21 protein-coding genes are annotated in these 22,518 nt (G+C 65.2%); 10 read left to right on the top strand and 11 right to left on the bottom strand.

The features are described 5' to 3' along the window. The first annotated feature begins 16 nt into the window (after positions 1-16). Complete coding sequence (gene pepN, locus G7077_RS09080) at positions 17-2,623, top strand: aminopeptidase N (RefSeq protein WP_166411414.1); 2,607 nt, start codon at positions 17-19, stop codon at positions 2,621-2,623. A gap of 7 nt (positions 2,624-2,630) precedes the next feature. Here the strand turns inward: pepN and G7077_RS09075 are convergent, their stop codons facing one another. Genes G7077_RS09075 through G7077_RS09060 form a run of 4 tightly spaced genes read right to left on the bottom strand, consistent with a single transcriptional unit; the run spans position 2,631 to position 6,065 of the window. Further along, entirely contained in the window at positions 2,631-3,233 is a 603-nt protein-coding gene (locus tag G7077_RS09075; protein ID WP_166411413.1) for an ABC-type transport auxiliary lipoprotein family protein, read from the bottom strand. Continuing rightward, positions 3,230-4,177 (bottom strand): MlaD family protein, encoded by a 948-nt coding sequence (locus G7077_RS09070; RefSeq protein ID WP_166411412.1) that lies wholly within the window; start codon positions 4,175-4,177, stop codon positions 3,230-3,232. The genes G7077_RS09075 and G7077_RS09070 overlap by 4 nt, the downstream gene beginning before the upstream one ends. Beyond that, on the bottom strand, positions 4,177-4,965 hold the full coding sequence (locus tag G7077_RS09065; protein WP_166411411.1) for an ABC transporter ATP-binding protein: 789 nt from the start codon (positions 4,963-4,965) through the stop codon (positions 4,177-4,179). The genes G7077_RS09070 and G7077_RS09065 overlap by 1 nt, the downstream gene beginning before the upstream one ends. Then, positions 4,962-6,065, bottom strand: coding sequence for an MlaE family lipid ABC transporter permease subunit (locus tag G7077_RS09060; RefSeq protein WP_166411410.1), 1,104 nt, complete (start codon positions 6,063-6,065; stop codon positions 4,962-4,964). The genes G7077_RS09065 and G7077_RS09060 overlap by 4 nt, the downstream gene beginning before the upstream one ends. Before the next feature lie 12 nt (positions 6,066-6,077). On the opposite strand from G7077_RS09060, the gene G7077_RS09055 reads away from it, so the two are divergent. From G7077_RS09055 to G7077_RS09045, 3 genes are read left to right on the top strand one after another with little or no spacing between them, the layout of a single operon-like run. After that, on the top strand, positions 6,078-7,274 hold the full coding sequence (locus G7077_RS09055; RefSeq protein ID WP_246167127.1) for a CDP-alcohol phosphatidyltransferase family protein: 1,197 nt from the start codon (positions 6,078-6,080) through the stop codon (positions 7,272-7,274). A 2-nt stretch (positions 7,275-7,276) separates the two neighbouring features. Next, positions 7,277-8,041, top strand: a complete 765-nt coding sequence (locus G7077_RS09050) for an NTP transferase domain-containing protein (RefSeq protein WP_246167533.1) — start codon at positions 7,277-7,279, stop codon at positions 8,039-8,041. Next, the gene (locus G7077_RS09045) at positions 8,038-8,709 is read left to right on the top strand and encodes an HAD family hydrolase (protein ID WP_246167126.1); all 672 of its coding nucleotides are present in this window, start codon (positions 8,038-8,040) and stop codon (positions 8,707-8,709) included. Before G7077_RS09050 ends, G7077_RS09045 begins: the two co-directional genes overlap by 4 nt. A 222-nt stretch (positions 8,710-8,931) precedes the next feature. Here G7077_RS09045 and G7077_RS09040 read toward each other — a convergent pair whose 3' ends face one another. From G7077_RS09040 to lgt, 5 genes are read right to left on the bottom strand one after another with little or no spacing between them, the layout of a single operon-like run. Continuing rightward, positions 8,932-10,236, bottom strand: a complete 1,305-nt coding sequence (locus G7077_RS09040) for a cystathionine gamma-synthase family protein (RefSeq protein ID WP_166411408.1) — start codon at positions 10,234-10,236, stop codon at positions 8,932-8,934. Positions 10,237-10,284: 48 nt separating this feature from the next. After that, on the bottom strand, positions 10,285-11,040 hold the full coding sequence (gene pgeF, locus G7077_RS09035; RefSeq protein WP_166411407.1) for a peptidoglycan editing factor PgeF: 756 nt from the start codon (positions 11,038-11,040) through the stop codon (positions 10,285-10,287). Beyond that, entirely contained in the window at positions 11,037-11,546 is a 510-nt protein-coding gene (locus G7077_RS09030; protein ID WP_166411406.1) for a GNAT family N-acetyltransferase, read from the bottom strand. The genes pgeF and G7077_RS09030 overlap by 4 nt, the downstream gene beginning before the upstream one ends. Further along, the gene (locus G7077_RS09025; protein ID WP_246167125.1) at positions 11,543-12,628 is read right to left on the bottom strand and encodes a class I SAM-dependent methyltransferase; all 1,086 of its coding nucleotides are present in this window, start codon (positions 12,626-12,628) and stop codon (positions 11,543-11,545) included. The genes G7077_RS09030 and G7077_RS09025 overlap by 4 nt, the downstream gene beginning before the upstream one ends. Continuing rightward, positions 12,523-13,422 (bottom strand): prolipoprotein diacylglyceryl transferase, encoded by a 900-nt coding sequence (lgt, locus tag G7077_RS09020; protein WP_206367614.1) that lies wholly within the window; start codon positions 13,420-13,422, stop codon positions 12,523-12,525. The genes G7077_RS09025 and lgt overlap by 106 nt, the downstream gene beginning before the upstream one ends. A 28-nt stretch (positions 13,423-13,450) precedes the next feature. Between lgt and G7077_RS09015 the strand changes: the two genes are divergently transcribed. From G7077_RS09015 to G7077_RS08990, 6 genes are all read left to right on the top strand, one after another. Continuing rightward, positions 13,451-14,257 carry a molybdopterin cofactor-binding domain-containing protein gene (locus G7077_RS09015; protein ID WP_166411405.1) on the top strand — a complete coding sequence of 269 codons (807 nt, stop codon included), beginning with the start codon at positions 13,451-13,453 and terminating at the stop codon, positions 14,255-14,257. Beyond that, positions 14,149-14,688 (top strand): hypothetical protein, encoded by a 540-nt coding sequence (locus tag G7077_RS09010; protein WP_166409928.1) that lies wholly within the window; start codon positions 14,149-14,151, stop codon positions 14,686-14,688. The genes G7077_RS09015 and G7077_RS09010 overlap by 109 nt, the downstream gene beginning before the upstream one ends. Then, positions 14,610-15,590: a molybdopterin cofactor-binding domain-containing protein gene (locus tag G7077_RS09005; RefSeq protein ID WP_166411404.1), complete on the top strand. Its 981-nt coding sequence runs from the start codon at positions 14,610-14,612 to the stop codon at positions 15,588-15,590. Before G7077_RS09010 ends, G7077_RS09005 begins: the two co-directional genes overlap by 79 nt. Next, complete coding sequence (hemH, locus tag G7077_RS09000; RefSeq protein WP_166411403.1) at positions 15,587-16,594, top strand: ferrochelatase; 1,008 nt, start codon at positions 15,587-15,589, stop codon at positions 16,592-16,594. The genes G7077_RS09005 and hemH overlap by 4 nt, the downstream gene beginning before the upstream one ends. Before the next feature lie 30 nt (positions 16,595-16,624). After that, positions 16,625-17,347, top strand: a complete 723-nt coding sequence (gene phbB, locus G7077_RS08995) for an acetoacetyl-CoA reductase (RefSeq protein WP_166411402.1) — start codon at positions 16,625-16,627, stop codon at positions 17,345-17,347. A 136-nt stretch (positions 17,348-17,483) separates the two neighbouring features. Next, entirely contained in the window at positions 17,484-17,723 is a 240-nt protein-coding gene (locus G7077_RS08990) for a ribbon-helix-helix domain-containing protein (protein ID WP_166411401.1), read from the top strand. Here G7077_RS08990 and G7077_RS08985 read toward each other — a convergent pair. Both G7077_RS08985 and G7077_RS08980 read right to left on the bottom strand, forming a co-directional pair. Continuing rightward, positions 17,697-18,560 carry an ATP-grasp domain-containing protein gene (locus tag G7077_RS08985; protein ID WP_206367613.1) on the bottom strand — a complete coding sequence of 288 codons (864 nt, stop codon included), beginning with the start codon at positions 18,558-18,560 and terminating at the stop codon, positions 17,697-17,699. The genes G7077_RS08990 and G7077_RS08985 overlap by 27 nt on opposite strands. Position 18,561: 1 nt before the next feature. Continuing rightward, positions 18,562-22,317: an NAD-glutamate dehydrogenase domain-containing protein gene (locus G7077_RS08980; protein ID WP_343039921.1), complete on the bottom strand. Its 3,756-nt coding sequence runs from the start codon at positions 22,315-22,317 to the stop codon at positions 18,562-18,564. Positions 22,318-22,518: the final 201 nt, after the last annotated feature.

Here is a 22,518-nt window from a genome sequence, read left to right as displayed (position 1 = left end):
TGCCTAAGTGCTTCGGATGCCTGACGTTCGCACCAACCCTGACCAACCCGCCGCCCCCGTCCATAACGAGATCCGCCGCCTTGATTACCGGCCGCCCGACTGGCTGGTGCCTCAGATCGGCCTTAGATTCACACTTGGGGATGAGCACACGCGGGTTCAGACGAAGCTGCTGGTCGCGCGCAACCCGGCCGGAGATCAATCGGAGACGCTTCGCCTGAACGGCGACGAGATCACCCCTGCCGGCGTGTGGATCGATGGGGAGGTGACCGATGCCTGGCGGATGGACGGCCCCGACCTGCTGATCGACTTGCCCGGGGACCGTCATGAAATCGGTATCGAGACCAAGCTCAATCCCGCGGCCAACACCAAGCTGATGGGATTGTATGCGTCGAACGGCATGCTCTGCACCCAGTGCGAAGCAGAGGGCTTCCGGCGCATCACCTTCTTCCCGGACCGTCCCGACGTGTTGTCGAAGTACCGGGTCCATATGGAAGGCGACAAGGCGCTCTTCCCCGTGCTGCTGTCCAACGGCAATCGCGTTGCGAGCGGTGAGCTTGAAGGCGGGCGGCATTGGGCGGAGTGGGAAGATCCGTTCCCCAAGCCTTGCTACCTGTTCGCGCTCGTCGCCGGCGATCTCGTCGCCAACAACGACCGCTTCACGACGATGAGCGGCCGCGAGGTGGAGCTCAACATCTACGTCCGCGACGGCGATGTCCCCAAGACCGGCCATGCCATGCAGGCGCTGAAGGACAGCATGGCCTGGGACGAGCGCGTTTATGGCCGGGAATACGACCTCGATCTGTTCAACATCGTCGCCGTCAGCGATTTCAACATGGGCGCGATGGAGAACAAAGGGCTGAACATCTTCAACACCCGCTACATCCTGGCCGACGCGGAAACCGCCACCGATGCCGACTTCGACAATGTGGCTGGCGTGGTGGCGCACGAATATTTCCATAACTGGTCGGGCAACCGGGTGACCTGCCGCGACTGGTTTCAGCTGAGCCTCAAGGAAGGCTTCACCGTCTTCCGCGACCAGGGCTTTTCGGCCGACCACGGCAGCGCCGCAGTGAAGCGGATCGAGGATGTGAAGATGCTTCGGGCGGCGCAATTCCCCGAGGACCAGGGTCCCCTCGCCCACCCGGTGCGGCCCGACAGCTATATCGAGATCTCCAACTTCTACACGGCGACCATCTACAACAAGGGTGCCGAGCTCATCCGCATGTTCCACACGGTGCTGGGCGCCGAGAAGTTCCGCGCCGGCACCGACCTCTATTTCGAGCGGCACGACGGCGAAGCGGCGACCTGCGACGATTTCGTGAAAGCGCTGGAGGATGCGAGCGGTGTCGACCTGTCCGCGTTCAAGGTGTGGTATTCGCAGGCCGGCACGCCCAAGGTCGCCGCGCGGCTGGAGCAGGATGGTGAGCGCGCGACCCTCCACCTGACCCAGGCGGTCGCGCCGACACCGGGGCAGCCGGTGAAGCAGCCGATGCCGATCCCCCTCAAGACCGCGCTGCTTGCAGCGGACGGCAGTGGAGAGATCGTCGGGGAGCGGCTGATCCTGCTCGACAAGGCGGAGGACCAAGTCAGGATCGAGGGCGTGAACGAGCCCGCAATCCTGTCGATCAATCGCGGTTTCTCCGCACCCATCCTGCTCGACGTCCAGCGGGGTGCGGGTGAGCTGGAGCAACTCGCGGCCAACGACACCGACCCGTTTGCCCGCTACGAGGCCATTCAGGAGATGATGCTTCGCGTGCTGATCGCCGGCGCGGAAGGCAAGAACGTCGATCCGGAACCCGTCGTGCAGGCGGTCCGCAATACCCTCCAGTCGAACGCGCTTGACGCGTGGTTCAAGGGCGAAGCGATCCTGCCGCCGTCGGAGGGGATCATCGGCGACCGGATGATGGACGTCGATCCCGACGCGATCCACGTCGCCCGCGATGCATTGCGGGAGACGCTCGGCCGCGAATTGGAGCAGGAACTGGCCGATGCGCAGGCCGGCGGCGCCGCCGGGATCGACTTGTCGCCGAACGGCAAGGGGGCGCGTCGCTTGCGCAGCGTTGCCCTTGGGCTGATTGCCGCCGGCGATCCTGCGCGTGGTGCGGCACTCGCCAAGGCGCAGTTCGATGCGGCCGACAATATGACCGACCGGCAAGGCGCGATGACGACGCTGGTGTCGCTCGATGCTCCCGAGCGCGCGGAGGCCCTTCAGGCGTTCTACCACCGCTTCAAGGACGATGCGCTGGTGCTCGACAAATGGTTCGGTCTTCAGGCCGCGGCGCAGCGATCCGACGGTGTCGAACAGGTCAAGGCACTGCTCGAGCATCCGGATTTTACGTTGCAGAACCCCAATCGCTTTCGCGCAGTGGTCGGCAGCTTCGGTGTCAATCAGTGGGTGTTCCACCGCGCGACCGGTGAGGGCTATCGCCTGATGGCCGATATGATCATCACTGTGGATGCGCTGAACCCTCAGGTAGCCGCGCGGCAGGTGCCGGTGCTTGGACGCTGGAAAAGGTTCGAGCCGAAGCGCGCGGCGCTGATGCGGGCGGAGTTGGAGCGCATCCTGGCTGCGCCGAAGCTGTCCAAGGACACGTTCGAGCAGGTGTCCAAGAGCCTGGCTTGAGGCTCGGCTAGCCGCCGATCCAGGTTGCGACGTCGAGCGCGACTTGGTTCGCGGCGCGGTTCAGGGCCGGGCCGACGCTGGCACCCACGGCAGTCGCCGGGGCGGTCGCAGTGAAGCGGCGCGTTTCCACCGCGGTGCCACCGGCGCGCGCTAGAGCGACATCATATTCGACGACCACCGAACTGCTCGCCTCGTCAAAGCCGAAGCGGCGAAGTTCACCATTGACGACGATGCCCGGATCCAGCGTCGTCGTCTTGGGATCGAGCACCACGCGGCCGGTGCGGCGGCGGAGCGTCTCGGCGACCAGATCCTGGAACAGGCGGTCGGGCGTGTCGATCATCTGAATATCGGTCAAATATTGAACGTCGTAAGGGCTGACCTGCGCCGCGATACGGGTGGTGCGCAGTTCCTTTGAGATCACCGGAACAGCAACGGTCACCGCTTGGCCGGCGCTCGCCGAACGCTGGATCGACACGGGTGTCGCTTCCGGGGTCAACCGGAGCAAGGTCGGCGGCACCTTGCCGCCACCGCCGAGCAGGCTGCCGAGCGAACAGCCACCAAGGGCCGCGGCGACTGCCAGGGGAAGAGCAAGACGCAACAGCTTCATCATTTCTTCCTCGGCTTATAGTCGGGCAGCTTTTCCGGACCGAGCGCGCCACCGATGCCGCCACTGCTCAACCGGTCGGAAAAGCCGCGAAGCGATTCCGACAACTCGCGAAGGTCGCGGACCAGGCGGTTGGCTTCGGGCAACGTCGACTTGGTCAGGTTCTGAACGCCCGGACGTGCGTCGGCGATGATGGCGTCGAGGTTGGTCGTCGCGCGCTCGACACCGGCGATGGCTCGGCGAAGATCCTGCGCCGCCGGACGGCCCTCTTCCTGCACCAGGCGGTCGGTGCTTGCGGCGAGATTGGCGACGTTCTGCGCCGCGACACCGGCGTTGCGCGCGGCGATGCGTGCGTCCTGCATTGCATCGGCAAGCTCCGGCGCCCGCTCGCGAAGGATACGGGTGGTCGCGTCGACATTCTCGAGGATGTCGGAAATGGCGTTCTGGTTACGGTCGCTGAGCAGCTCGGTCAGGCGCTCGGTCAGCCGCTGAATGCGATCGAGCAATTCCGGCGCGCTGTTGAGGAGGGCGCCAAGGCCGCCCGAGCTTGCCGGAATGACCGGGCAGCCTTGCGGACCGAGCTGCGTGATCGGGCTGCCGCCCTTGACCGCGCCGTCGAGTTGGATCTCGTTGGCGCCGGCCAGGCTGACGCTCTTGATCTGCGCCGTGGTGCCCTGAAGCACCGGCGTTTCCGCCTCGACGTTGATCCGCACCCAGACGAATTCCGGTCGCTGCGGAAGCAGCGAGATCTTCTCGATCTGGCCGACGGGAACGCCCGAGAAGCTGACCGTCGAACCCTTCGCCAGGCCGCCGACGGCCGGGAAGTAGATGTCGAAGCATTTGTTCTCGTTGGTGTTGAGGCGCGCAAGCCAGACGATGAAGAGCAGGGTTCCGGCAAGCAATGCCAGAACCACCGCACCCACCATCACGTGATTGGACCGCGTTTCCATCAGCCTGGCACTGCTTCCCCGTGATTGACCGACGCAGCCCTGCCGCGAGGCCCATTAAAATATTCTTGAATCCAAGGATGGTCCAAAGCGAGCAGTTCCGCAATCGTTCCAACCGCAATCACCTTATGATCGGCGAGCACCGCAACCCGGTCACAGATTTCGTGAAGCGTGTCGAGATCGTGGGTGATCAGAAAAACGGTGAGGTCCAAGCGCTTCTGAAGTGAGCGAATGAGCTCGTCGAACGCGGCCGCTCCGATCGGGTCCAGACCCGCGGTCGGCTCGTCAAGGAACAGCAATTCCGGATCCATCGCCAAAGCCCGCGCCAGGCCCGCCCGCTTGCGCATGCCGCCCGACAGCTCCGACGGATACTTGGGACCCGCGTCAGCCGGCAGCCCGCTCATCGCGATCTTGTAGCCGGCGATCTCGTCCAGCAGCGGCGGCTTCAGATGCGGAAAATATTCGCGGATCGGCACCTCGACATTTTCCGCGACGGTCAGCGTGGAAAAGAGCGCGCCGTTCTGGAACAGGATGCCCCAGCGGCGGCGGATGTTCTTGGCCTCATCCTCCGACCGGTCGATCATATTCTCGCCGAGCACTTCGATCTCGCCGGCAGTCGGCCGCTGAAGTCCGATGACCGAGCGCATCAGTACCGACTTGCCGGTGCCAGAGCCGCCGACCACGCCAAGGATTTCGCCGCGGCGCACGTCGAGGTCGAGGCCTTGGTGAATGACCTGGTCGCCGAAGCTGTTGCTAAGGCCCCGAATCTTGATGATCGGCTGTTCGCTCATATCCAGCCGACCGAGCTGAAGAAGACGGCGAAGACGGCGTCGAGCACGATAACCAGGAAGATGGACTGCACGACTGCCGTGGTGGTGCGAAGGCCCACTTCCTCGCTGTTGCCCTGGACCAGCATGCCCTGGAAGCAGCCGGCCAGGCCGATGATGAAGCCGAACACCGGAGCTTTGATGAGGCCGATCCAAAGGTCCGTCAGCGGAACGACTTCCTGCAAGCGCTGCAGGTAAGTGGCGGGCGCATAGCCAAGCTCCAGCCAAACGAAAACGCCGCCACCCAAGAGGGACATAATCATCGCGAAGAAAGCCAGCAGGGGCATCATCAAGACGCTGGCGAGCATGCGCGGGATCACCAGCGCCTCGATCGGGGACACGCCGATGGTGCGCATGGCGTCGATTTCCTCGGTGATCTTCATGGTGCCGATCTGCGCCGCGAAGGCGGAGCCGGAACGGCCCGCGACCATGATCGCCGTCATCAGCGTGCCCAATTCGCGCACCGTGATGCGGCCGATGAGGTTGATGGTGTAAACTTCAGCCCCAAACTGCTGCAGCTGGACTGCGCCCTGCTGACCGATGACGATGCCGATCAGGAAGCTCATCAGCCCGATGATGCCGAGTGCGCGGACACCGACGACGTCGAAGCGCTGGACGACGGCATTGAAGCGAAACTTCTTGGGACGGCGGATGACCGCCGCGAAGCCCATCAATGTCGCGCCGAAGAAGCCCAATAGACCGACGAGGGTGCGGCCGACCTCAGACGTCCAGAAGCCAAGCTCCGACAGCATGCGGGTGAAGCCCGGCGCCTGCTCCGGGCGCACCTGGGTCGGTGCGTCGAATTCCGCGACCTGATCCAGCAGGCTGCGCTGTTCGTCCGAGACATTGACGAGCTTGGCACCGCGATCGCGAACTGCCCGGTAGATCACCCATGCACCGACCGTGTCCATGCGGTCGACGCCTGCCATATCGATGGTGAGCGGATCGGGCGCCCCCTCGATCTCACGATTGGTTGTGGCGGCGCGAGTAATGGTGAGCGTGCCGGTCAGCGCGCAGAGGCCGCCGTCGCCTGCATCCACTGTCTGTCGTTGCCGCCGCGCCATTCCCGCCGGTTAGTGCGCGAATTGCCTTCGGACGGCAAGGGCGGTGCGCATGTCGCCCACTTTCCAGCGGGCACCTGCCCGATTATGCGCAAGACGGTGAGCGACGCGCAGCCCCCCTTATTCTTACCGGTCGGTGACAATCCGGTGCCGCTGTTCGGGATGGACCGGGCAGTTCACGCCCGGCGGCTGGCCGGCAATGCGAAGTTTCCGCCTGCCGATTCCGGCGAAGCAGGGCGCGGCGCCTTGCTCGGCAATCTCGCGTTCGCTTGGGACCCGGCATGGCTGAAGGCGATCGGAAAGACCCCCGACACGGCGCTGCTCTATCGCGGCCAGCCAGTCATCGTGCATCTGGCCGACGGTGCGGATGCTTCTCCTGAGCTGATCGCGACGGGCAGCCTACCCGATGGACTGACGGTGCTGGACGCCGAGACGGCCGAGCTCAATTATGCCGAGCTGCGCAAGCGCGAGCGGCCGTTCGTTCTTCCGCTTGAGGAGAGCAACCGCGACCAGGTCGAGCGCGCCTATTATGACGCCGCCTACAAGGGCGTCACGGACGTGCTGACGCTATACCTGTGGCGGCGGCCAGCCTTTTACCTGACCAAGTGGGCGGCGCATGCGCGGATCACGCCGAACTTGGTGACGGCGGTCGGCGCGATCTTCTGCGCCCTCGCCTTCTGGTTCTTCTGGCGCGGGCAATATTGGCCAGGTGTTGCGACCGGCTTTGTGTTCATGGTCCTGGACACCGTGGACGGAAAGCTGGCGCGATGCACCGGCGCCTCGTCCAAGTGGGGCAACATATTCGATCACGGCATCGACCTCGTCCACCCGCCTTTCTGGTGGTGGGCGTGGATGCACGGACTTGCTGCCTACGGGGAGGCACCGGAGCCCGTGTATGCGTCGATGCTGATGTGGGCGATCGTCGGCGGCTACATTCTCCAGCGCGTGATCGAGGGCATCTTCATGCGGCGCTACGGAATGCATATTCACGTCTGGCGACCGATCGACAGTCAGTTCCGGCTGATCACCGCGCGGCGCAACCCGAACATGGTGCTGCTCGTGGGCGCCCTTCTGTTCGCACGGCCCGATGTCGGGATCGAGTTGGTCGCGGTGTGGACCATCGTCAGCCTGATCTTCCACGCAGTGCGCTTGGCTCAGGCGGATGCAGTCGCGGAGCGCGGCGGAACGATCCGCTCCTGGCTCGACCGGTGAGCATGCGCTGGCATGCCGTGGTGCTCGCGGGCAGCCGGCCGGGAGGCGATCCGTTCGCGCTCAGCATGGGGGCGAATCTTAAAGCATTGATCCCGGTCAACGGCGTGCCGATGGTGCGTCATCCGGTCGAAGCGCTGCTGAATTGCGATGCAATCGCGACAGTCACGGTGCTGGCGCAAGAGGCGGAGCGGATCGCAGCGACCTTGCCAGAGGACAAGCGGCTACAGGTCCGGACGTCAGCGGGTACCATCGCTGAGACCTTGCTCAGCCTCTGCGACGATCCGGAAACGGTCTGGCCACTGCTCGTCACCACCGCCGATCATGCGCTGCTGACGCCGGAGATGGTGCGCGACGTCTGCTGGAAGTCGACCCGGTCCGACGTCGGCATCGGCGTCGTCAGCAAGCGGCGATTGTTGGGGCGTTTTCCCGACACGAAGCGGACCTGGATCCCGTTCAAAGGCGGCTCATTCACGGGCGCGAACCTGTTCGTTCTGCGATCGGACAAGGTCAGAACCGTGATCGAGGTGTGGCGGTCGGTTGAGCAGGACCGGAAAAAGGTCGGCAAATTGCTGTGGTCGCTTGGACCCAGTCTATTCTTCCAGGCAGCGCTGCGGCGGCTCACCATCGAGGAGTTGTTGCACAAGATCAGCGTTCGCCTGGGCGTATCGATCCGGGCCGTGCGCTTGTCCGACCCCTTGGCGGCGATCGACGTCGACAAGCCGAGCGACCACCAGCAGGTGGAGGCGATCCTCGCGGGCCGCCAGTGACCGACCTCGCCATCTACGACATGGACCGGACGGTCACTCGCTATGCCACCTATACGCCATTCCTTCTTCACTGCGCGCGTCGGCGGCAGCCGTGGCGGCTTGCGCTGACTCCGGTCGCCGCCGTGTCGATGGTGATTTATACGGCCAAGCTGATCGACCGTGCGCGGTTGAAGGAGATCAACCACGCATTGATGCTTGGCCATCTGGTGCAGCCATCGCAGCTCAGGCCGCTGGTGGAGAGCTTTGCGGACAAAACGGTGGCGGCCAATATCAGGCCGGGTGCTCGGGACGCGATCGCGCGGGATACGTCCGAGGGACGACGACTGGTGTTGGCGACCGCGTCCTACCGCTTGTACGCCGAGGCAATCGCCGAGCGGCTGGGCTTCGACGATGTCGTGGCCACGGGTTCAGTCGTCGGCTTGGGCGAGAAGCTCGTCGCACGGATCGAGGGCGAGAATTGTTACGGCCCGGCCAAGAAGCGAATGATCGACATCTGGCTGGAAGCCGAAGGTCTGACCGGTAAGCATGGTCACGTCCGCTTCTATTCCGACCACGTCTCCGACGCGCCGGTGTTCGAATGGTCGGACGAGCCGGTGGCGGTGAACCCGCATGGACGTCTCCGCCGGCTCGCGCAGGCGCGCGGCTGGCGGATCGAGGATTGGGGCTAAGACCCAAGCGCAGCGCAGAATTGCTGCGCAATCCTAAGCAGCGCGAAGAGCCGTCGCAGCCGGCGCGGATTTAATCCATGCCGACTGCGATCGTCTGCGGCGCAGAAGTAAATTCCGCGCCGTCGGTCCTGTCACGTCTACGACGCGCAGGCCGTCCGCATCTTCTCATCTGCACGCGCTGCTGCAGTCGGCGCTACACGCCGGCTTCGCTGCGCTCGGTGATTAGATCGCGTCCAGCGCTTGCGTGAAGTCGGCGATGAGATCGTCCGGGTCCTCGACGCCGATGGATATGCGCACCAGATTGTCGGTGATGTCGAGCGCCTGCTTGCGCTCGTCGGGCACGGACAGGTGGGTCATCGCTGCCGGTGCGCTGGCGAGGGTTTCGGTGCCGCCCAAACTGACCGCCAAGTGCGCGATCTGCAGCGCGTCGAGAAAGGCAAAAGCCTCGCGCTCGCCGCCTTTCAGGTAAAGCGAGAAGGTGGAGCCGGCGCCGGTGCAGTGACGATTGTAGATGTCGGCCTGGCGTGAGCCTTCTTCAAGGAAGCCGAGATAGCCGACGCGTTCAACCTTCGGGTGATCGCGCAGGAAGGCGCAAACCTTGGCGGCATTGTCGCCGGCGCGGCTCATCCGCAGCTCCAGCGTTTCCAGGCTTCGAAGCAGCATCCAGGCGGTGTTCGGGTCGCAGATGGTGCCGATGGTGTTGCGCATCATTCGCACCGCGTTGATCAACTGAGCGCCCCCGACCAGCCCGCCGGCCACGAGATCGCTGTGGCCGCCTGCATATTTGGTCAGGCTGTAGATGGTGAGGTCGGCGCCCTGCTTCAGCGGCTTGGCCCAGAGCGGGCCGAGAAAGGTATTATCGATCGCGATCGGCGGGCGCTCATCGCCGGAGAAGGCGGCGTCGCGCGCCGCAGCGACCGCTTCGACATCCACAAGCTGATTGGTCGGATTGGCTGGGCTTTCGAGATAGATGAGCGAGACGCGGCCCTTGGCCTTCGCAGCGGCGATGACGGCGTCGATCTCCTCCCGCGTCGCTCCTGCCGGGAAGTCGAGGTAGGACACGCCGAAGCGACCCAGGATCTTCGCGATCATCGTCTCGGTGGCCGCGTAGAGCGGGCCGGAATGGACGACGACGTCGCCCGGCTGGACGAAGGTCAGGAAAAGGGTGGCGATGGCCGACATGCCGCTGGAGAAGGTCAGCGCATCCTCCGCATCTTCCCAGATACTGAGCCGGTCTTCGAGAATTTCCTGATTGGGGCCGTTGAAGCGCGAGTAGACAAGGCCCTCAGCGCCGCCGGGACGCTTTCCGGTCACGCCCTCGAAGAAGCGCTTACCGGCGGCGGCATTCTCGAACACGAAGGTGGACGTGAGGAAGATCGGGGGCTTGAGCGATCCTTCGCTGAGCGCGGGATCGAAGCCGAAGCCCATCATCAGGGTCGAGGGGCTGAGCTTGTGATTGCCGAGCTGGGTTTTCGAGGGTTTTGGACGGCGGCGCGGCGAACCGCTGAGTTCATTTTCATCAGGCACGGATGTGTCTCCTATGCCGGTGCCTTAGCGCGGATGATCGGAGCGCCGCTAGGGCAAGCCGATGAGGCTGACCTGCCGTCCGTAGGCAGACTCGCCGCGGTGCGTCGCTCGGCGGTAGCTGAAGAAACGACCTGGGTCGGCGTAGGTATCGAGGCTAAGCGTCTCTACCCTCCGGATGCCGGCGGCGGCGAGGCGAGCGGCGACGTAGGCTTCGAGGTCGAAGTGAGGCTTGCCGACCGAACCGTCGGTGAAGAAAGCTTCATTGTCCCGCGACTGGTCGAGAAAGCGAGTGCGGAATGTTTCGTCCACCTCGTAGCTGGTGCGGGCGATGCAGGGACCGACAGCGGCTGCAATATGGTCGCGGCGGGCGCCAAGCTGTTCCATGGCCGCGATCGTTGTGTCCGTGATCCCTCCAAAGGCCCCGCGCCAGCCGGCGTGGGCCGCGCCGATCACGCCCGCTTCCTCATCCGCGAACAGGACAGGCGCGCAATCGGCGGTGAGTATGCCAAGGAGCAGCCCGCGTTCGCTCGTTACCATGGCATCGCCTTGCGGCCGGGCCTCAAGTTCCCACGGCTCGGTGACCGTCACCACATCCGCGGAATGAGTCTGGTGAACGAGGAGCAAGGTGGCGCCGGGAAGTACCGCCGCGACGGCCCGGCGCTGGTTCTCCCCGAGCGCCTCGGAGTCGTCGCCGCTGCCCGGACCGACGTTGAGGCCGGCCATCTCACCCGTGGACACCCCGCCGCGCCTGCCGAGAAAGCCGTGTGGAACCCGGAATCCTGCCTTGACCGCCTCTACGCTCACAGAGGCCGCCGCATGATGATGTCCTCGTCGCGGTGATTGCCGACCATGAAGGTGTAGGGTCCGACATAGTCGAAGCCCCAGCGTTCATAGAAGCGGCGGGCGCGATGATTGTCGGTGTAGACGGTCAGGAACATTTCCGCGGCTCCGCGCTCCTTTGCCGTGTCCACTGCCCAGCGCATCAGATGCTCGGCAATGCCTTGCCCGTGCCAGTGTTTGAGCAGGTACAGTTGGCGAAGCTCGATGCTGTTCTCCGCCGATGCGACCGGCAGCTCGCGGGGACCGAGCTTTACATAGCCGACGGGCTCGCCCTCATCTTCGGCCAACAAGAAGGCATAAGCCGCGTCCGTCAGTTGAGCGGTCCACGCCTGTTCGGTGAAGTCGGCGAGGAAAGCGTCGAGATCTTCCTCCGCATATAGATGTGCGAAGGTGTCGCAAAAGCTGACGCGAAACAGATGGTCGATGGTCGACCAGTCCTTCGTGGTGGGTGTTCGATAGGTGATACTCATCCAGTCAGTCCTGCGGGTGTCGGCCAGCCGGGTGCGGTCACGGCCATGACCTTGAACAGGCTGCCCATCTGATCCGGCCGGCAAAAGCGGGCGCGGGCAGCTTCGATCTCCTCGGTCCGCGTCGGAGTCGCGGCGGCGAGTTGGCGCGCACGAGCCATAATGCCGAGCCGCTCCAGCCACGGCCCTTGCTGGACGACCTGGGTGACCGTGGCGCCGGCCGATCTTGCCGCGGCACCGAGCGCCTCGAAGTCGACGTGGCTGGTGAGATCCTGCTCGCCCGGCGCTTCAAGCACATGGGCGAAGCGGTGGCGGCGCACGGCCTGCAACGTGTCGCCCGGCGCGGTTCGTTCGTGTCCGTAGTCGATGATGAGCGCTGCGCCGCCCTGGTTCACCAGATTCCGTGCAAGCTGCGTCATGACCTCCGAACGCACGGGCGATAGCTCTACGACCTCGCCGTCGCGGTCGAACGCCAGCCCACCGGCCGCGGCCTGTACACGCCGCTCGATCCCAACCACGACTTGACGGATCGGCAGGGCATCGAAGAATTCGTTGGCTACGACGAGCAGCGGCCCTCCCGTTGGTAGATCCTCGATGCAGTCGTGCCAGCGGGCATCTGAAATCAGCCGCGCCTGAGCTTCGCGCAATATCGGGCTGGTTTCTACGAGGTGCACGGATGGGTTAAGTCCGACGGTTCGAAGGACCCGAAGGGCGTCGGCGGCAAGCGTCCCCCTCCCCGGGCCGAGCTCGACGTAGGACGTGTCGGCTGGCCGCCCTGCCCGCGCCCAGCAGTCCGCCAGTGCGGCGCCGACGATCTCACCGAACATCTGGCTGATCTCGGGCGCGGTGGTGAAGTCGCCGGCGGTCCCGAGCGGGTCGCGAGTCGCGTAATAATAGGCGTTGCAGGCCTCCATATAGGCCTCGACGCTGATCGGGCCTTCGCTCCTGATCCGTTCGCGGATGGCGCGCTCCAGTGGGGTCAGGCGACGCTCTCCGTACCCGCAATCGCCTCCACGCGAACTCGGCGCTTCTTCGCCGTCGCCATGAGATAGACGCCGCCAAGGATCATCGGCACCGATAGCCACTGGCCCATGTGAAGGCCGCTCGCCTCAATGATCGTGCCGCGAAATTGTGCGTCGGGCTCACGGATGAATTCCACCAGGAACCGGAAAAGGCCGTAGAAGAAGATGAAGGCGCCGACGAGCTTGCCCGGTTCATAGCGGGCCTTGGTACGCCAGAACATGAAGCCAAGGATTGCGAAAAGGACGATGCCTTCGAGGACGGCTTCGTAGAGCTGGCTGGGGTGGCGCGCGGGTCCGACGAACCGCTCGCCCGCGGCGCTGACCTCGTTGAAGCGGACCGCCCAGGGGACGTGGCTCGGTGCGCCCCACAACTCGCCGTTAATGAAGTTGGCGACGCGGCCGAGCCCCAGGCCGAACGGCGCGCAGCAGGCGACGTAATCGTGGACCCTGAGCCAATTGAGCCCATGCTTGCGCGCGAAGTAGAGGATGGCGAGCGTCGTTCCGATCACCCCGCCGTGAAGCGACATGCCGCCGTCCCAAAGGCGGATGATCTCAACCGGGTTCGAGAGGTAAAAGCCCGGCCGATAGAAAAGAACATAGCCGAGCCGCCCGCCCAGGATCACGCCGAGAGCGCCGTAAAAGACAAGGTCGTCGGCGTGGCGGCGCGCCATCGGTGCACCCGGCTTGGCGATCAGCTTCAGTAGATACCAATAACCGAGGAAAATGCCGGCGATGTAGGCGAGGCTGTACCAGCGCAACGCGAAGGCGCCGATCTGAAAGATGACCGGGTCTAGCCCAAGGTCGTTGTAGCTGAGGAAATTGGCGTCTGGATCGGCGAGCAAAGGGCTTTCCCCCAAAAGGTGCGCGCCTCATAAGGCGGCCCGCATGAAAGGGCAAAGCCAGCTTCTCAACATGGACCGGCGCACAGTGCTGATCGGCGGCGGCATCGGCGTCGGGCTGATCGTCGGCTGGAGCAGCTGGCGCTGGCTGGCCCAGCCCCAGGGGCGGAACGAAGCGCGGTTCGGTTCCTACCTGAAGATCGGCCGTGATGGCCGAGTGATCGTCGCGGTGCCGCAGGTGGAGACAGGTCAAGGCATCTGGACCGCCCTTCCTCAACTCGTGGCCGATGAGCTGGGTGCGGCGTGGGAGATGGTCGGGGTCGAGCCTGCGCCGTTCGGCCCAGGCTTCGTCAATCCCCTCGCCGGTGGGCAGGACTGTTTCGAAGAACTTGGCCCGATCCGGCGGTTTCAGCTCGACGACGATGCGGCAAGGATCACGGCCCGGTCGACGTCCGTGGCCGCGTTCGAGCAGCCGATGCGGGAAGCCGGGGCGATCGCGCGTGCAATGCTGGTGGCGACCGCGGCAGCGCGCTGGAACGTCGCGCCCGGTGCTTGCGACACCAGGGACGGCAAAGTCGTCAATGGCAGCAACAGCATCGGCTTCGGTGAGCTGGCAGAGGAAGCCGCCGGCCGGTCGCCATCCGCCCCCGGCTGCGGGCTCGTGATCGCCCGTTCGCCGGCCAGCCGATGCCGCGCCTCGACCAGCCGGCGAAGAGCAACGGTGCGTTCCGTTTCGGCGCGGATGTGCGCCTTCCCGAACAGCTCTTCGCCTCGGTTCGGCTCGCGCCCGAGGGAGGCTCGATTCAAGGTTTCACGAAGGCCGCCGGCATTGTCGCCGGCGACGGCTGGGTAGCCGGGATCGGCGACACCTGGTGGGCGGCGGAGCGGGCGTTGAAAGCCGCCGATGTGCGGATCGAGGCCAAGAACAACCCGATCCCGGTCGATGCCCTCTTCGACGATGCGCTGGCCGCGGGCGACGCGACCCGCTGGTATGAGCGGGGCGATTACGCCGGCGCTGTCGAGGGCTCGAGGGCATTAAGCGCCATCTATCGCGTCGCACCGGCGCTTCCCTTCGGGCTGGAAGCTCCAAACGCGACAGCGCGCGTGAGTGGGGACCGGGTCGAGGTCTGGGCGGGTACCCAGGCGCCAGGCCTGGCGCGGATGCGGGCCGACCATGCGGCGGGGGGAGAGTCGCCTTCTACCCGATGCCCGTCGGCGATCAGGGTGGGGTCGCGCTGGAGAATGCCGCCGTTCCGATCGCCATTGCGCTGGCACGGCAGCTGAAGCGCCCGGTTCAGGTGGGCCTCTCCCCGAACGTTGCGCAGAACCACGGCCGGCCTGCGCCCGGTGCATTGGCGCGCATGTATGGGCTGAACGGCCCGTCGGGCGCAGCGGCGGCGTGGAAGATGCGGGTGGTAACGGCAGACGGCTTCGGCGCAAGCATCGCCCGTCTGACCGGTAGCGATGTACCGTTGGAGGCGTTGACGGCGAGCGCATCCGCCTTTCCCTACAGCGTGCCCAATGTCCGTATCGACGCGGTTGCGCCCGACCTTCCATTCGCGCCTGGGTACATGCGCGGATCGCCGGAGCGGGAACTGACCTTTTTTACCGAAAGCTTCGCCGACGAGATGGCACGAGCGGCGGGGCTCGATCCCTTGTCGTACCGGATCGCAATGCTGGGCACCAACCCTAGGCTCGCCAATTGCCTGCAGCGGGCCACAAGTGCGGCGGGGTGGGATGGCGGCGGAGTTGGAAGCATCATGGGTCTTGCCGTCGCCTCGGCCTTCGGCTCACACATCGCCTTGGTGGCGGAGGCGAGCATCGGCAGCGATCAGCGCATCGAAGTTCACCGGCTGGTGGCATCGGTGGATTGCGGCCGGATCGTGAATACGCGGATCGTCCGGCAGCAGATCGAAGGCGGGCTGATGTGGGCTCTGGGCCAAGCGACCGTGGCCGCGCCGGAATGGTCGGGCGGGATGCCGCTGTCGCGAACTTTCCGGGCCCTTGGCCTGCCCAGGATCGACAAGGTACCCGACATTCGCGTCGACCTGGTGCCGAGCGCGGCGGCTCCCGGCGGCGTCAACGGGCTTGCCACGGTCGTGCTCGCGCCGGCGCTCGCCAATGCCCTGCACGCCGGCACCGGGAAGCGGATGCGGAGTCTGCCCTTCGACGTGATGGCCGCATGATTCCTCCTCCCGATCATCCCTCGATCTCGAAGCCGAAGATTGGCGTTCTGCTGATCAACCTCGGCACGCCCGATGCTGCGGAGGCCAGTGCGGTGCGGCGCTACCTCGCCGAGTTCCTGAGCGATCCTCGCGTCATCGAGATACCGGCCATCGCATGGAAGCCGATCCTCCACGGCATCATCCTGCGCACGCGCCCCAAGAAGTCGGCCCACGCTTACGCGCAGGTGTGGACCAATGAGGGGTCGCCGCTGGCCGCGATCACCAAGGCACAGACGCGGGCACTGGCAGATCGTCTGGGACCCGACGTGCATGTCGAATTCGCGATGCGCTACGGCAATCCGGCGATCCGCACGACCGTCGCGCGGATGATGACCGCTGGCTGCACGCGTATCCTCGCTGCTCCACTCTACCCGCAATATTGCGCAGCAACGACGGCAAGCGCGAGCGATGCGGTGTTCGCTGCCGTCGCGCCGATGCGGCATCAGCCAAGCTTGCGCATGCTCCCGCCCTATTATGACGATCCGCTGCACATCCAGGCGCTGCAGGCGAGCCTGGCGCGGCAGCTGGCGTCGCTCGACTTCGAGCCGCAGCGGCTGCTTTTGAGCTTCCATGGCATGCCACAGCGGACATTGGAGCTGGGCGATCCTTATCATTGCCACTGCCAGAAAACCGCGCGTCTGCTCACGGAGGCACTTGGGCGCTCGGTGGACGTCGCGTTTCAGTCGCGGTTCGGCCGCGCGCAGTGGTTGCAGCCTGCAACCGACGAGGTTCTGGCCCGCTATCCGTCCGAAGGCGTCACCCGCATCGCTATCGCCGCACCAGGCTTTTCGGCCGACTGTGTCGAGACGATCGAGGAACTCGGCATTCGCGGGCGCGAGACGTTCGAGGCGGCGGGCGGCGAGCGTTTTGCCCGACTGGATTGCCTCAACGCCAGCGACGAAGGCATGACGATGCTGGAAGCGATTGTGCGCCGCGAGCTTGCAGGCTGGTTGCCCGCCGAATAAGCCTTCCCGCAAAACAGGAGGAGAGGATCAATGGCTCGAGTGGCAATCGTCACCGGCGGCACGCGCGGCATCGGTGAGGCGATCAGCATCGCGCTTCGTGACTTGGGGCTTCAGGTTGCAGCGAACTATGCGGGCAATGAGGAGCGGGCACGCGAGTTCACCGAGCGCACCGGCATCAAGGCGTATAAATGGGACGTGTCGGACTTCGACGCCTGCCAAGCCGGTGTCGCTCAAGTCGAAGCGGAGCTTGGGCCGGTCGACGTGCTGGTCAACAATGCCGGAATTACCCGCGACGGCACGATGAAGCGCATGGATCACGCCAAGTGGCAGGACGTGATCGACACCAACCTAGGCGGCTGCTTCAACATGGCGAAGGCGGTCTTCGAAGGCATGACTAGCCGCGGCTATGGCCGGATCGTCAACATCGGCTCGATCAACGGGCAGGCGGGGCAGTACGGCCAAGTCAACTATGCGGCCGCCAAGTCTGGCATCCACGGCTTCACCAAGGCGCTGGCGCAGGAAGGCGCCAAGTTCGGGGTGACGGTGAACGCGATCGCCCCGGGCTATATCGACACCGACATGGTCGCTGCGGTGCCGGAAGAAGTGCTTGGTAAGATCGTTCAGCGGATTCCGGTCGGACGTCTCGGCCGAGCGGATGAGATCGCGCGCGGCGTGACCTTCCTTTGTGACGAGAATGGCGGGTTCATTACGGGCTCGACCTTGTCCATCAACGGCGGCCAACACATGTACTGAGCCGCCGACGGCAGCGACGAGATTGCGCAGCAATCTTTAGCTGCCGGAGAAACGGCGAGGTGCGGACGGCGGGTTGCGTCAGCAAGCCCGGCCGACGGCGCGGATTCACTCCGCGCCGCTTTGCTGGAGTAGGTGGATGGAGACCGTCGGTTACGCCCCGCCCGTGAAGCGATCGGTGCTGATCGCGGGGCATCCGACCTCCATCAGCCTGGAGCCCTTGTTCTGGCGGGCGCTGGAGATTTCAGCGCACGATCAGGGACTGCCGGTTAACGCCCTCGTTGCGCAGATCGATGCGGCGCGGCTGAACGTGAAGTCGCCGCCGAACCTCACCTCCGCGATCCGGCAATGGTTATTCGCGCGCTCGCTCAGCGGCTGAGAGCACGGCGTTGACGAACGCCGGCGTGCCTTCGGGCGCTTCGCCGAGGAACAGCGCCGGTTCGATCAGCTCCATCTCCATGATCATCAGCTGGCCACCCTCGCCTTCGACCATGTCGATGCGCGCGTAGGTCGCATGCGCCGGCGCGGCGGCGAGCGCTGCTTTCGCCAGCGCTTCGCTGCCGGGAGGAGGGTCGCACCGGACGGTGCTGCCGCCCAGTGAAGGTTGGACGCGGAAGTCACCGGGCTTCGGGCGTTTGACCACTGCATGGCTGAGTTCGCCGTCAAACAGCAGCAGTGAGTTTTCGCCGGTGGTCACGACGCTGTCGATCATGGGCTGGATGATGACGCGCTGCCCCTGCAAGTCGTCGGGCAAACGCTCGCCGGCGGCGAGCCGATACGTGCCCCACGCACCGGCGGAGACCGGCGGTTTGACGACGATCTCTTGCTTGCCGAAGCGCTGTCGCGCCTCTTCGAGGTCGCCGTCGGAGCAAGCATCCACTGCGACCGTCGCGATGGTCGACACACCATGCGACGGCAGCTCCGCGAGGTAGGCTTTGTCGCTGTTCCAGCGCAGCAACTCGGGCGGGTTTACGACCGGCAATCGCTCACGCTCGAGCCGGTCCAGAAAGTCCAGCCATTGCGGGTAGCGGAGGTGATAGCCCCAGGTGAGCAGCGGCATGATGAGGTCGTAGCCGGAGAGATCGCCCGCCTCGGTCCAGCGAATGCCATCGACCGTGGCGCCCCGCGCGCGAAGCGCATCGGCCTGCGGTTGAAACGACCAGGAGCAATCCTCCGGATAATCCTCCGCCGGAGTCAGGAACGCGATCTTCGGCATTTTACCTCGCGAGCAGGATGCGCGCCTGGCTTGCAATCTGGGCAAGCATCGGCGTGCTGACGCTGCCCTCGCGGCGGGCGCGGGCGATCAGGGCGCGGAACTGCTCCAGGCGCGGCCCCTGCTTGTCGACCCAGGCAGTGACGCTCTCTTCGGGATCCTTGCCGCGGCTCCGGGCGAGGAAGTCGATGCGCAATTGCTCGAAGTCCCGGCTGAGGCCGGCGGTGAGCAAACGCTCCCAATTATTGGTCGGGGTGAAACGCGCCAGCTGCTGCTGCGCCCAATCGATGCCGAGCGACTCGCCGAGCATGGTGTAGCCGCGCACCAGGGCGAGCTCGTCGAAGTCGCGCTGCGCCGCCAAGGCCGCGAGCCCGAACGCACCGTCCAGTTCGAATAGACGCACGAGGTCGCGGATCACCTCCTCGTTGGCGCCAAGTGCAAGCAGCCGCTCGCGGCGGGCGACGGCCTCGTTGCGGACCTCGGCACGGATCAGGCGCGTCGCGGCGCCGCTGATCTTCTTGAGGCCGGGCTCGAACAATTTGCATAGCTTGGCCGGGTCGGTCTCCGCGCCCGATGCCCGCAAGATGTCGGACAGGTGCGAGCGCACCGTGGTCGCAGCCACCGCGAACAATTCGATGCGGACATTCTCCGCCAGGGGCGCTTCCTCGATCCGGCGCCACAAGCTGCCGAGGTCGAGCAGGCGTTCGGCAACGAGAAAGGCGACGACGACCTGGCTGAGCGAGGCGCCCTCCTCCTCCGTCAGTTCCAGCGCCGTGTCAGGCCCAAGCCGGTTGACGATGCGGTTGGCGACCTTGGTGGCGAGGATCGCGTCGCGCAGCGGGTGACTGCGGATCGAGGCCGCATGGCTTTTGCGCATGGCGGTCGGGAAGGCGTCAAACAATTGCTGCTCGAGCATCTTGGAGTCGCCGAGCTTCAGCCTTTCCGCCGCATCCTGCAGCGCGAGCTTGGCCATCGACAGGATGACGGCCAGTTCCGGCCGTGTCAGCCCGCGACGCTCCTGCGACCGGCGCAGCAGTTCGTCGCTGCTCGCCAGCCCCTCGACCTTGCGGTTGAGCCGGCCCGACGCTTCCAGTAATTCGATGGCGCGGACGTGGCTGGGCAATGCCGAGACGCCGCCAGTCTCCGCAATCGACAGTGCCAGCGTCTGCAGGCGGTTGTCCTCCAGCACGATGTCCGCGACCTCGTCGGTCATCTTGACCAGCAGGGCGTTGCGCTTCGCCTCGGTGAGCTGCCCTTCCCGCACCTCGCGGTTGAGCGGGATCTTGATATTCACTTCATTGTCCGAGCAGTCGACGCCCGCACTATTGTCGATGAAGTCGGTGTTGATCCGACCGCCGTGCGCAGCGAACTCGATGCGCGCCGCCTGCGTCGTGCCGAGGTTTGCGCCCTCGCCGATCACCTTGGCACGAACCTCCGTCGCATCGACGCGTAGGCCGTCATTGACGGGATCGCCGACGTCCGCGTGCGATTGCGTGCTCGCCTTCATGTAGGTGCCGATGCCGCCGAACCAGATGAGGTCGACGGGGCTCTTCAGGATGGCGTTGATCAGCGTGGCTGGATCGGTCGCCTCCAAGTCGATTCCGAGCGCCGCCCGAGCCTCCTTGCTGAGCGGGATCGACTTCTCGCTGCGGGCGAAGATCCCGCCACCCTTCGACAGCAATTTTCGGTCGTAATCGTCCCAGCTGGAACGTGGCAGTTCGAACAACCGTTGCCGTTCAGCAAAGCTTGCTGACGGGTCTGGGTCGGGATCGATGAAGATGTGCCGATGGTCGAACGCGGCTACCAGCTTGATCGCTTGCGACAGCAGCATGCCGTTTCCGAACACGTCCCCGGACATGTCGCCGCACCCCACGACGCGCACCGGCTGCGTCTGCACGTCGACGCCCATTTCAAGAAAGTGACGCTGCACTGAAATCCACGCGCCTTTGGCCGTGATGCCCATCGCCTTGTGGTCGTAACCGTTCGAGCCGCCGCTGGCGAAGGCGTCGCCCAGCCAGAAGTTGCGCTCCAGCGAGATAGCATTCGCCACGTCGGAGAAGGTTGCGGTGCCCTTGTCGGCGGCGACCACGAAATAGGGATCGTCGCCGTCGAGCACGACCACGCCGTCAGGGTGCACGACCTTGTCATTGACGAGGTTGTCGGTGATCGACAGCAAAGACCGGATGAAGATGCGGTAGCTTTCCGTGCCTTCTGCCAGCCACGCCTCACGGTCGGACGACAGGGGCAAGCGCTTGGGGTAGAATCCCCCTTTGGCGCCGGTCGGCACGATCACCGCATTCTTTACCAGCTGCGCCTTCATCAGGCCGAGGATCTCGGTCCGGAAGTCATCGCGGCGGTCGGACCAGCGAAGGCCTCCGCGAGCGATCGGGCCGCCGCGCAGGTGAATGCCCTCAACCCGCGGCGAATAGACCCAGATCTCGCGCCATGGGACGGGCGCCGGCAGGCCGGGAACGCGGCTGCTGTCGATCTTGAAGGCGAGCGCCTCCTCGCCCGCGGGTGCAAACGCATTCGTTCGCAACACCGCGTCGATGAGCGCTCGAAAGCGCCGGAGGATGCGGTCATCGTCGATGGAGCGCACGTTAGCCAAGGCCTCGTCGAACGCGGTTGCGGCAGCGCTGACCCTGGCGTCGCGTGACTTGAGGGCCGCAGGGTCATGCGCGGCTTCGAACAGCTGGATCAGCGCCTCGGTCGCGGCCGGGGCGCGGCGCAGCGCGTCCACGATGGTGACGAGGCCAAAGCTGCTGCCGGTCTGGCGCAAGTAGCGGAACCAGGCGCGGATCCACACCACGGCCCGCATCTCCAAGCCGGCAAACAGCACTAACTGGTTGAACTCGTCATTCTCCGCCGTGCCGCTCAGCACCGAGGCGATGGCGGCCTCGATTGCGGGGAAGCGCTGGGTAAGCCTGGAAAGCTCGGCGCCGACGAGCCGAAGCCGAAAGTCGTGGATATAGCCAAGGTCGCCCGACAGCTCCGTCGGCACTTCCTCCAAAACCTGGAAGCCGAAATTCTCGAGAACCGGCACGACCTCGGACAATGGCACGAGGCCTCCGCGGGCGTAGGTCTTGAGGCGCAGCTCGCCCGCATGTTCACCCTCGTCGCGCCACATCAGGACCGCGCGCTCGGCCGGTCCGGACAGGCTCGAAAGCTTGAGGATGTCGGCGGTCGCTTCCGCCGCATCGGCACGGGTGCGATAATCTTCCGGAAACGCTCCGATGTAGGTCAGTCCGAGACGCGCGGCCCGTGCCACGCCTGCGCGCCCGACCAGTTCGGACTCCACCGCGGGCGCCCAGCCACGCACCATGGCAACGAAGGTCGAATCAAGCCGTTCGATGTCGGGCAGCTTGGCATCGGGCGCAAGCGGCAGGATGTACCGGAGCAGCGCCAATTCACCTTCATCAAGTTCGACCGACCAATTGCTGAGAGGGCTTCCGATTTCCCGTTCCAGCAATGTCGCAAGCGCGCGCCGCCGCTCGGTCGACAATTGCTCGCGCGGGGTCCAGGCGAAGACGTAGAGCTGACGGTTGATGCTGTCGGTCAGAAGCAGCAGCTTGGGCCGAGGCCGGTCGACCAGCGACATTGCGGTGAGCGCGGCTGCCCGAACATAGCGTTCATCAACGGCCACCAAGAGGTCGTGAGGCAGCGTCGAGATGGCGTGGGCAAGGGCCTTGCCGCCGTGGCTGGACGGCGCGAAACCAAGCTCACGATCGAGGCTTGAAAGACGCTCGCGCAGGATCGGCACTTCCTCTGCCGGCGCGCGTAAGGCAGCACTGGTCCACAATCCCGCGTGGAGCGAATAGGTGCCGTTCGCCTGCGGAACGATGATGATGTCGAGGGGGCGCGGCGGTGCACGGGCGAGACCCGGCTGGACTTCAGGATCAGCAAGCCGGTCTTGTTGTTCGCAAGATGGTCGAGTGCCGCGCGCGAAGCCTCCTCATCCCAG

It is taken from the genome of Sphingomonas piscis, assembly GCF_011300455.1.
GTDB classification, from domain to species: domain Bacteria; phylum Pseudomonadota; class Alphaproteobacteria; order Sphingomonadales; family Sphingomonadaceae; genus Sphingomicrobium; species Sphingomicrobium piscis.
The sequence above is the reverse complement of the archived record's forward strand: the minus strand, read 5'-3'. Positions and strand labels throughout refer to the sequence as shown.